The following is a 9,766-nucleotide window of genomic DNA, read 5'->3' as shown; positions in this document are numbered from 1 at the left end:
GGATCTCAGGGATCCGCGGCGGCCCCGGCTCGGGCGGGTGTGGGCGTCAGTGGACGTCGCCCATGAGCGTGACGACCCGCTTGCGGTACGTCGCCAGCGCGATGCCGGCGACGATCGCCATGGCGCCCTGGACCGCGAAGTACCAGGTGCTGCCGACCACCTTGTCGCCCAGCACCAGCTGGAAGATGGCGGCCACGCAGTCGCCGGCGGTGACGGCGAGGAACCAGACGCCGACCATCTGGCTGGCGTACTTGGTGGGGGCCAGCTTGGTGGTGACGGACAGGCCGACGGGGGAGAGGGTGAGCTCGCCGACGGTCTGGACCAGGTAGACCATGGCCAGCCACAGCGGGGTGACCTTGGCGTCGCCGGAGGCGGCGCCCATCGCCGCCATCATGACCAGGAAGGACGCGCCGATCATCAGCAGACCGAAGGCGAACTTCATGGTGGTGCTGGGGTTCTTCGACCGGCGGGCCAGGGAGACCCAGAGCCAGGCGAAGACCGGGGCCAGCGCCATGATGTACAGCGGGTTGAGCGACTGGAACCAGCTGGACGGGAAGTTGATCCCGAACAGCGTGGAGGCGGTGTGCTCCTTGGCGAAGACGTTCAGCGTCGAGCCGGACTGGTCGTAGATCATCCAGAACACGGCGGCGGCGACGAAGAACCAGATGTAGCCGCTCATCTTGGACTGCTCGTCCGCGCTGAGGTCCTTGTCGCGCTTCACCTTGGCGAACACGAAGACCGGGATCGCCAGGCCGGCGATGGACAGCGGCCAGACCGCCCAGTCGATGGTGAAGTGGCCGGTGGAGACGACGATGCCGTAGAAGACGACCGCCGCGGCCAGCCAGATGCCGGCCTTGCGGAAGATCTTGCGCTTCTCGTCCGCGCCGATCGGCGAGGTCACGATGTCGCTGGTGGGGCTCAGGTGGCGGGTGCCCAGCAGGAACTGGACCAGGCCGAGCGCCATGCCGATGCCGGCCAGGGCGAAGCCCAGGTGCCAGTCGACCTTCTGGCCGACGGTGCCGACCACCAGCGGGGCGAAGAAGGCCCCGAGGTTGACGCCCATGTAGAAGATCGTGAAGCCGCCGTCGCGGCGCGGGTCGTTCGGGCCGTCGTAGAGGTGGCCGACCATCGTGGAGATGTTGGCCTTGAGCAGGCCCGAGCCCACCGCGATGCAGACCAGACCGGCGAAGAACGCGCCGGTGAACGGCACGGCCAGCAGGAAGTGGCCGGCCATGATGATCGTGCCGCCGATCGCGACCGTCTTGCGGGCGCCGAGGAAGCGGTCGGCGATCCAGCCGCCCGGGAGGGCCAGCAGGTAGACCATGGCCGTGTAGACGCTGTACACGGCGCCGGCGGTCGCCAGCTTCATGCCGAGGCCGCCGTCCGTGACGGAGGCGGTCATGTAGAGCACCAGCAGGGCGCGCATGCCGTAGTAGCTGAAGCGCTCCCACATCTCGCTCAGGAAGAGCGTGGCGAGCCCTCGGGGGTGACCGAGGAAGGTCTTGCCGCTGGGCGAGGCCGGGGTGAGGCCGGCTTCCAGGGTGGTAGACGCCATGAGTAGGGGTTCCTTGCCTGACAGCGTCCGCCAAGGGGGGTGGCGGCGGACGTGGACGGAACCACTCTACGTGGCGATATTTAGCGTTATCAGATGACAAAAGCCACGAATCAGGTATGGGAATGGCAAAGTCCGTGACAGATCTGCCCGATCTATCGATGGTAGACGGGCAAATTTCCCTTCAATTTCAAGATTGAAGGCCGGATTCTTCACCGAACGGGCGGTCTGCGACGGCGTGTTGGGCCTGAAGAGGCCCTTGTGTAACGATCACGCTCTGTGAACTACCTCACAAGGCAGTCCGCCATACCCGGGCGGACTACCATCACCACATGACCTGTGTGCTGCTCGCCGAGGACGATCCGGCGATCTCCGAACCGCTCGCCCGAGCCCTGCGACGTGAGGGCTATGAGGTGCTCGTCCGCGAGGACGGTCCGACCGCACTGGCCGCGGGCCTGACCGAGGAGGTCGACCTCGTCGTCCTCGACCTCGGCCTGCCCGAGATGGACGGCCTGGAGGTCTGCCGCCGCCTGCGCGCCGACGGCAAGAGCTGCCCCGTCCTGGTGCTCACCGCCCGCGCGGACGAGGTGGACACCGTGGTCGGCCTCGACGCCGGTGCCGACGACTACGTGACCAAGCCCTTCCGCCTGGCCGAACTGCTCGCCCGCGTCCGCGCCCTGCTCCGGCGCGGCAACGTCGACCAGCTCACCACCGGCGCGCACGGGGTGAAGATCGACATCGAGTCCCACCGCGCCTGGCTCGGCGAGGAGGAGCTCACCCTCTCCGCCAAGGAGTTCGAGCTGCTGCGCGTCCTCGTCCGGGACGCCGGCCGGGTGGTCACCCGCGAGGAGATCATGCGGCAGGTCTGGGACACCACCTGGTGGACCTCCACCAAGACCCTGGACATGCACATCTCCTGGCTCCGCAAGAAGCTCGGCGACGACGCGGCGAACCCGCGCTACATCGCCACCGTGCGCGGAGTGGGGTTCCGGTTCGAGAAGAATTAGCCCCGTACGGAGATCGCGGCCGGGAGTCGGCCGACGAAGCGGAGCACCTCGGGGAGCGGCAGCGTGAAACGCCGGATGATCAACTCGCTGCTGGGCGTCGTCCTGGTGGTGGTCGTGGTGTTCTGCGTGCCGCTCGCCCTGGTCGAGAAGCGCACCATCGTCAACTCGGCCCAGGACCGGGTGGACGCGGCCGCCGTCCGGGTGCTCGCCCTGGTCGAGAACCGGCTCTCCGCGGGTGAGTCGGTCACCGGCCGGGCCTTCGACAACCAGGTCACCGAGGGCAGCTACGTCGAGGTGCAGATCCCCGGCCAGGACGTCGTCTCCAGCGGCGAACGCCTGGCCGGCGGCCACCTGCTGAAGGCCGTCGAACGCGGCAACAGCGGCGAGGTCGTTACCGTCGAGCAGTCCCGCGCGGACGTCGACCACGAGATCGCCAACATGCTGCTGCTGCTCGGCGTGGTCGCCCTGCTGGCCGTGCAGGCCGCCGTGGCGCTCGCCGTCTGGCAGGCCAAACGGCTCGCCCGGCCGCTCACCGACCTGGCCGAGACCGCCGAACGGCTCGGCTCCGGCGACCCGCGCCCCCGCGACCGCCGCTACGGGGTGCCCGAACTCGACCGGGTCGCCGAGGTGCTGGACACCAGCGCCGAGCGGATCGCCCGGATGCTCACCGCCGAACGCCGGCTCGCCGCCGACGCCTCGCACCAGCTGCGTACCCCGCTCACCGCGCTCTCCATGCGGCTGGAGGAGATCACCGCCCTCGCCGAGGAACCGGAGACCGTCAAGGAGGAGGCGACCATCGCCCTCCAGCAGGTCGAACGGCTCACCGACGTCGTCCAGCGGCTGCTCACCACCCAGCGCGACCCGCGCAGCCCCACCGCGGTGGCCTTCGACCTGGACGAGGTGATCAAGCAGCAGGTCGAGGAGTGGGGGCCGTCGCTGCGCGAGACCGGCCGGGTGCTGTCCCTGGAGGGCCTGCACGGGGTCACCGCCGTCGGCACGCCGGGCACCGTCGCCCAGGTGCTGGCCACCCTGATCGAGAACTCGCTGATGCACGGCGCCGGGACGATCACCCTGCGGGTCCGGCCCTCCGGCACCTCGGTGGTGGTCGAGGTGCAGGACCAGGGCGCCGGCGTGCCGCCGGACCTCGGGAACCGGGTGTTCGAGCGCGCCGTCAGCGGCCGCAACTCCACCGGCATCGGCCTGGCCGTCGCCCGTGACCTCGCGGAGGCGGACGGGGGCCGGCTCGAACTGCTCTCGCTGAAGCCCGCGGTGTTCGCGCTCTTCCTCGGCCGCAGCCACGCCGACTGAGCCGGGGCGGGTGCGGCCGGGAGTACGGCCGTCCAGGGCGGACGGCCGGCCGGCTATTCGGCCTTGGCGTAGCGGATCTGCTCGGCGGCCAGCATCAGCTCGGCCTGGGCGGCCAGCTCCTGGCCGCTGGTGCCGCTGGTGCCGCTCGCGTCCTGCACGACAGGCTCGGGCAGTGCCTTGAACACCCAGGTCCGGTACGAGAAGAAGCGGAACACGGTGGCCACCGCGAGGCCGGCCACCTTGGCGCCCAGCTGCTCGTAGTGCGAGTCGAGGCCGAGCACGTACACCGAGAAGCCGAGCACGCCGGTCTCGATCAGCATGCCGATGCCGCTGTACACGAGGAACAGCGTGATCTCCCGCTTGCGCGAGGCGGCGTCGCGGTCCCGGTACAGCCAGTAGCGGTAGCCCAGGTAGTTGGTGGCGATGGCGATCAGCGTCGCCGCGATGTTGGACCGCAGCGAGGCCAGGCCCAGTCCGTTGAGGCACACCCAGAACACGGCGAAGTTGACCACCACGCCGCTCAGGCCGACCAGGCCGAACTTCACCACTTCGCCTGACAGCCCCCGCAGTTTCTGCGAGAGCGAAGGGCTCGAAGCTGCGGACGTCGCCATACCGGGCTGCCTCCATGTGCCTGCGGGTCGAAGAGCGGATCGCGTGGACGCGTCCACCCCTTGAGCCCTGCGTGCACGCACATGATCGGACTGCGCAGACCAGGACCTAGCCGTCCAGGCTACCCGCTTCCACCGAACGGCTCAGCCCCCAGGGCTCCGGGTTGACTGGGACGCCCAGCCCACCCCAGCGGTTCCACCACCCCCGACCGGCCCGGATATCCTGGCGGGGTGACTTCCCCGGGCAATGTGAATTTTCCAGTGGTGGGCATGATCGGCGGCGGGCAGTTGGCCCGCATGGCACACCAGGCGGGCATCCCGCTCGGGGTCAGGTTCAAACTCCTCGCCGACACGCCCCAGGACTCCGCCGCACAGGTGGTCTCCGACGTCGTCCTCGGCGACTACCGCGACCTCGACACGCTGCGCCGCTTCGCGGCCGGCTGCGACGTGATCACCTTCGACCACGAGCACGTCCCCACCGAGCACCTGCGGGCCCTGGAAGCCGACGGCATCGCCGTCCGGCCCGGCCCGGACGCGCTGGTCAACGCCCAGGACAAGGGCGTCATGCGGGCCAAGCTCGACTCCATCGGCGTGCCCTGCCCCCGCCACCGGATCGTCGCCGACCCGGCCGACGTCACCGCCTTCGCGAACGAGGGCTCCGGCTACCCGGTCGTGCTGAAGACCGTCCGCGGCGGCTACGACGGCAAGGGCGTCTGGGTCGTCGACGGCGAGGAGGACGCGCAGGCGCCGTTCCTGGCCGGCGTCCAGGTGCTCGCCGAGGAGAAGGTCGACTTCGTCCGCGAACTCGCCGCCAACGTCGTCCGCTCGCCCAGCGGCCAGGCCGTCGCCTACCCGGTGGTGGAGAGCGTCCAGGAGAACGGCGTCTGCGCCGAGGTCACCGCCCCCGCGCCGGACCTCGACCCGGCCCTCTCCGACGAGGCCCAGCAGCTGGCCCTGCGCATCGCCGGCGACCTCGGCATCACCGGCCACCTCGCCGTCGAACTGTTCCAGACCAGGGACGGCCGGATCCTCGTCAACGAACTCGCCATGCGCCCCCACAACTCCGGGCACTGGACCCAGGACGGCGCCGTCACCTCGCAGTTCGAGAACCACCTGCGGGCCGTCCTCGACCTCCCGCTCGGCGACCCCCGGCCGCGCGCCAAGTGGACCGTCATGGTCAACGTCCTCGGCGGCGACTACCCGGACATGTACCACGCCTTCCTGCACTGCATGGCCCGCGACCCCGGCCTGCGGATCCACATGTACGGGAAGGACGTGAAGCCCGGCCGCAAGGTCGGCCACGTCAACGTCTTCGGGGACGACCTCGACGACGTCCGCGAGCGCGCCCGCCACGCGGCCGCCTACCTGCGAGGAACGATCACCGAATGACCTCCTCCCCTTCGAGCCCGCTCGTCGGCATCGTCATGGGCTCGGACTCCGACTGGCCCGTCATGGAGGCCGCCGCCCAGGCCCTCGACGAGTTCGAGATCCCCTACGAGGTCGACGTCGTCTCGGCGCACCGGATGCCCCGCGAGATGGTCGCGTACGGCGAGAACGCCCACCGGCGCGGCCTCAAGGCCATCATCGCCGGCGCCGGCGGCGCCGCCCACCTGCCGGGCATGCTCGCCTCCGTCACCCCGCTGCCCGTCATCGGCGTGCCGGTGCCGCTGCGCTACCTGGACGGCATGGACAGCCTGCTGTCCATCGTCCAGATGCCGGCCGGCGTCCCGGTCGCGACCGTCTCGGTGGCCGGCGCGCGCAACGCCGGCCTGCTCGCCGTGCGGATGCTGGCCGCGTTCGACCCCGAACTGACCGAGCGGATGACCGACTTCCAGGCCGAACTGAACAACCAGGCCACCGAGAAGGGCAAGAAGCTCCGCGCCAAGGTGGCCGGATCCTCCTCCTTCGGCTTCGGCAAGTAACCCCGGCGGCGGGTGGGGTAGAACAGCCGGTATGACTACCGAGCTGGACTCCCCCACCCCGCTGGACCGCGCCCGGGCCCTGCTGCGCACCGCCCCCGTGGTCGACGGCCACAACGACCTCCCGTGGGCGATGCGCGAGCAGGCCGGGTACGACCTCGGCGCGGTCGACCTCGCCGCCGACCAGAGCGACCGTCTGCACACCGACCTCGCCCGCCTCGCGGAGGGCGGGGTCGGCGCGCAGTTCTGGTCCGTCTACGTGCCGACCCGGCTGGCCGGCGACCACGCGGTGAGCGCCACCCTGGAACAGATCGACTTCGTCCACGCCCTGGTCGAGCGCTACCCCGACCGGCTCCGGCTCGCCCGCACCGCCGACGACATGGAAGCCGCCCGCGCCGAAGGCCGGATCGCCTCCCTGATGGGCGCCGAGGGCGGCCACTCCATCGACTGCTCGCTCGCCACCCTGCGGGCTCTCCACGAGCTCGGCGTGCGCTACCTGACGCTCACCCACAACGACAACGTGCCGTGGGCCGACTCGGCCACCGACAAGCCGGTGGCCGGCGGGCTGACCCGCTTCGGCGAGGAGGTCGTCCGGGAGATGAACCGGCTCGGCATGCTCGTCGACCTCTCGCACGTCTCCGCCGACACCATGCGCGACGCCCTGCGGGTCACCGAGGCCCCGGTCGTCTTCTCGCACTCCTCCGCCCGCGCCGTCTGCGACCACCCGCGCAACATCCCGGACGACGTGCTCGCCCAGCTGCCCGCCAACGGCGGCGTGGCGATGGCCACCTTCGTGCCCAAGTTCATCCTGCCCGCCGCCATCGAGTGGACCCTCGCCGCCGACGAGAACATGCGCGCCCACGGCTTCCACCCGCTCGACACCGCCCCGCCCGCGATGGAGCGCCAGCGCGCCTTCGAGGCCGCCAACCCGCGCCCGATCGCCACCCCGGCCACCGTCGCCGACCACCTCGACCACCTGCGCGAGGTCGCCGGCATCGACCACATCGGCATCGGCGGCGACTTCGACGGCACCGCGTTCCTGCCCGACGGCCTGGGCTCGGTGGCCGGCTACCCCAACCTGATCGCCGAACTCCTGCGCCGGAACTGGTCCGAGGCCGACCTCGCCAAGCTCACCTGGCACAACGCCGTCCGCGTCCTGCGCGACGCCGAGTCCGTCGCCGCCGGGCTGCGGGCCGGCCGCCGCCCGTCCATCGCCACCATCGCGCAGCTGGACGGCGTGAAGGGCTGAGATCGGACGGCGCGAAGGGCTGAGGTCAGCCCAGCCGCGGGATCTCGATGGCCGGGCACCTGTCCATCACCATGGCGAGCCCGGCCGTCCTGGTCCGCGCGTACGCGGCCTCGTCGACCACCCCCAGCTGGAACCAGACGGCCTTCGCCCCGGCCGCCACCGCCTGGTCGGCCACCTCCCCGGCCAGCGCGCTGTTCACGAACACGTCCACCACGTCGACCGGGAACGGGATCTCGGCGAGCGAGGCGTAGCCGGGCTCGCCGAGGACCGTCTCGGCCTTCGGGTGCACCGGCACGACGCGCTTGCCGTACCGCTGGAGCACCCCGGCCACCCCGTACGCGGCCCGGGCGGTGTTGTCGGACAGGCCCACCACCGCCCAGGTGTCGCCGGTGCCGGTGAGGATCTCGCGAACCGTCGCGTCGTCGCCGTAGCTCGTCATGCCGGTGCCAACGACGACCACGGGCGCCGGATTCCCGCAGGTGTCAGCTGGGGCGGCCGAGCGCGCGGTAGGTCCAGCCGGCGGCGCGCCAGGCGTCGGCGTCCAGGACGTTGCGGCCGTCGAGGAGGCGGCGCTCGGCGACCACGGCACCGAGGACGGCCGGGTCCAGCTCGCGGAACTCGGCCCACTCGGTGAGGTGCAGGACGACGTGGGCGCCCTCGGCGGCCTCCATGGCCGAGTCGGCGTAGGCGAGCGAGGGGAACATCTTGCGGGCGTTGTCGACGGCCTTCGGGTCGTAGACGGTGACCTGGGCGCCCTGGAGCTGGATCTGGGCGGCGACGTTGAGCGCGGGGGAGTCCCGGATGTCGTCCGAGTTGGGCTTGAACGCGGCGCCGAGGACGGCCACCCGGCGGCCCAGGAAGCCGCCGCCGCACTGCTCGCGGGCCAGCTCCACCATCCGGGAGCGGCGGCGCATGTTGATCGAGTCGACCTCGCGCAGGAAGGTCAGCGCCTGGTCGGCGCCGAGTTCGCCGGCCCGGGCCATGAACGCCCGGATGTCCTTGGGCAGGCAGCCGCCGCCGAAGCCCAGACCGGAGTTGAGGAACTTGCGGCCGATCCGCTCGTCGTGCCCGAGCGCGGTGGAGAGCAGCGTGACGTCGGCGCCGGCCGCCTCGCAGACCTCGGCCATCGCGTTGATGAAGGAGATCTTGGTGGCCAGGAAGGAGTTGGCGGCGGCCTTCACCAGCTCGGCGGTCGCGTAGTCGGTGACCAGGAACGGCACCCCGGCCGCGATCGGCTCGGCGTACACCTCGCGCAGCAGCCGCTCGGCGCGCTCGCTGTGGGCGCCGACGACGATCCGGTCCGGGCGCAGGGTGTCCTGGACGGCGAAGCCCTCGCGCAGGAACTCCGGGTTCCAGGCGAGTTCGGCGCCCGCGCCGACGGGTGCCAGCGCGGCCAGCCGCTCGGCGAGCCGGCTCGCCGAGCCGACCGGCACGGTGGACTTGCCGACCACCAGGACCGGGCGGGTCAGGTACGGGGCGAGGCCGTCGATCGCGGCGTCGACGTACGACATGTCGGCGGCGAACTCGCCCTTGCGCTGCGGGGTGTTGACGCAGACGAAGTGCACGTCGCCGAACTCCGCGGCCTCCTGAACGGAGCTGGTGAAGCGCAGCCGGCCGGTCGAACCCTCGTGCCCGGCGACGTGCTTGAGCAGCAGCTCGGACAGCCCCGGCTCGTACATCGGGACGCGGCCGGCGGTCAGCGTGGCGATCTTGTCGGGGTCGATGTCCAGGCCCAGCACCTCGAAGCCGAACTCGGCCATCGCGGCCGCGTGCGTGGCACCGAGGTAGCCGGTGCCGATCACGGAGATGCGGAGGGTCACGGGTTCCCCTTTGTGCGGACTCGACCTGTACGGGTGCCTCTGATGCTATCCGCCCCGACGGATCCGGCCTCGATCGCCCGTACGCCGGGGACGCTAGGCAGCCGCAGGTCGGAGCCCTAGGATCTCTACTGAACGGTAGTTAACTCCGGATTGACGTCGATCACTGGACGAGGCGGGCATCATGGCGGGCAGCGCAGGGGCGGCTGACTTCGATCTCTTCCGTATCTCCGAGGAGCACGAGATGCTCCGTGAGGCGGTGCGTTCGCTGGCCGAGGCGAAGATCGCTCCGTTCGCGGCGGAGGT

The 9,766-nt window shown here is 71.0% G+C and carries 9 protein-coding genes and 1 pseudogene; 6 read left to right on the top strand and 4 right to left on the bottom strand.

Annotated features, from left to right (window positions below):
* Window positions 1–46 precede the first annotated feature (46 nt).
* A complete protein-coding gene (locus ACFVHI_RS36540) occupies window positions 47–1,555 on the bottom strand; it encodes a peptide MFS transporter (protein WP_063349097.1) in 1,509 nt (502 codons plus the stop codon).
* A 329-nt stretch (window positions 1,556–1,884) separates the two neighbouring features.
* Here ACFVHI_RS36540 and ACFVHI_RS36535 point away from each other — a divergent pair, with 329 nt between their 5' ends.
* Window positions 1,885–2,559 (top strand): response regulator transcription factor, encoded by a 675-nt coding sequence (locus tag ACFVHI_RS36535; RefSeq protein WP_030290974.1) that lies wholly within the window; start codon window positions 1,885–1,887, stop codon window positions 2,557–2,559.
* A 63-nt stretch (window positions 2,560–2,622) separates the two neighbouring features.
* Window positions 2,623–3,867 carry an ATP-binding protein gene (locus tag ACFVHI_RS36530; protein ID WP_063349098.1) on the top strand — a complete coding sequence of 415 codons (1,245 nt, stop codon included), beginning with the start codon at window positions 2,623–2,625 and terminating at the stop codon, window positions 3,865–3,867.
* Between the two features lie 53 nt (window positions 3,868–3,920).
* Here the strand turns inward: ACFVHI_RS36530 and ACFVHI_RS36525 are convergent, their stop codons facing one another.
* On the bottom strand, window positions 3,921–4,478 hold the full coding sequence (locus tag ACFVHI_RS36525) for a GtrA family protein (RefSeq protein ID WP_380346326.1): 558 nt from the start codon (window positions 4,476–4,478) through the stop codon (window positions 3,921–3,923).
* Window positions 4,479–4,724: 246 nt separating this feature from the next.
* On the opposite strand from ACFVHI_RS36525, the gene ACFVHI_RS36520 reads away from it, so the two are divergent.
* From ACFVHI_RS36520 to ACFVHI_RS36510, 3 genes are read left to right on the top strand one after another with little or no spacing between them, the layout of a single operon-like run.
* On the top strand, window positions 4,725–5,864 hold the full coding sequence (locus tag ACFVHI_RS36520; protein ID WP_380346324.1) for a 5-(carboxyamino)imidazole ribonucleotide synthase: 1,140 nt from the start codon (window positions 4,725–4,727) through the stop codon (window positions 5,862–5,864).
* Window positions 5,861–6,397: a 5-(carboxyamino)imidazole ribonucleotide mutase gene (purE, locus tag ACFVHI_RS36515; RefSeq protein ID WP_063349101.1), complete on the top strand. Its 537-nt coding sequence runs from the start codon at window positions 5,861–5,863 to the stop codon at window positions 6,395–6,397. The genes ACFVHI_RS36520 and purE overlap by 4 nt, the downstream gene beginning before the upstream one ends.
* A gap of 31 nt (window positions 6,398–6,428) precedes the next feature.
* Window positions 6,429–7,643 (top strand): dipeptidase, encoded by a 1,215-nt coding sequence (locus ACFVHI_RS36510; protein ID WP_380346322.1) that lies wholly within the window; start codon window positions 6,429–6,431, stop codon window positions 7,641–7,643.
* A 25-nt stretch (window positions 7,644–7,668) separates the two neighbouring features.
* On the opposite strand, the gene ACFVHI_RS36505 is transcribed toward ACFVHI_RS36510, so the two are convergent.
* Window positions 7,669–8,082: a CoA-binding protein gene (locus ACFVHI_RS36505; protein ID WP_363588081.1), complete on the bottom strand. Its 414-nt coding sequence runs from the start codon at window positions 8,080–8,082 to the stop codon at window positions 7,669–7,671.
* Between the two features lie 43 nt (window positions 8,083–8,125).
* Complete coding sequence (locus ACFVHI_RS36500; RefSeq protein WP_063349103.1) at window positions 8,126–9,463, bottom strand: UDP-glucose/GDP-mannose dehydrogenase family protein; 1,338 nt, start codon at window positions 9,461–9,463, stop codon at window positions 8,126–8,128.
* Between the two features lie 181 nt (window positions 9,464–9,644).
* On the opposite strand from ACFVHI_RS36500, the pseudogene ACFVHI_RS36495 reads away from it, so the two are divergent.
* Window positions 9,645–9,766: pseudogene (locus tag ACFVHI_RS36495) on the top strand (acyl-CoA dehydrogenase family protein); the annotation flags it as partial.

It is taken from the genome of Kitasatospora sp. NPDC127121 (assembly GCF_042677305.1).
GTDB lineage: Bacteria > Actinomycetota > Actinomycetes > Streptomycetales > Streptomycetaceae > Kitasatospora.
The sequence above is the reverse complement of the archived record's forward strand: the minus strand, read 5'-3'. Positions and strand labels throughout refer to the sequence as shown.

Excerpts from the sequence above, each read along its gene's own strand:
- ACFVHI_RS36540 (WP_063349097.1), bottom strand. The coding sequence starts at position 1,555 with ATGGCGTCTACCACCCTGGAAGCCGGCCTCACCCCGGCCTCGCCCAGC.
- ACFVHI_RS36535 (WP_030290974.1), top strand. The coding sequence starts at position 1,885 with ATGACCTGTGTGCTGCTCGCCGAGGACGATCCGGCGATCTCCGAACCG.
- ACFVHI_RS36525 (WP_380346326.1), bottom strand. The coding sequence starts at position 4,478 with ATGGCGACGTCCGCAGCTTCGAGCCCTTCGCTCTCGCAGAAACTGCGG.
- purE (WP_063349101.1), top strand. The coding sequence starts at position 5,861 with ATGACCTCCTCCCCTTCGAGCCCGCTCGTCGGCATCGTCATGGGCTCG.
- ACFVHI_RS36510 (WP_380346322.1), top strand. The coding sequence starts at position 6,429 with ATGACTACCGAGCTGGACTCCCCCACCCCGCTGGACCGCGCCCGGGCC.
- ACFVHI_RS36505 (WP_363588081.1), bottom strand. The coding sequence starts at position 8,082 with ATGACGAGCTACGGCGACGACGCGACGGTTCGCGAGATCCTCACCGGC.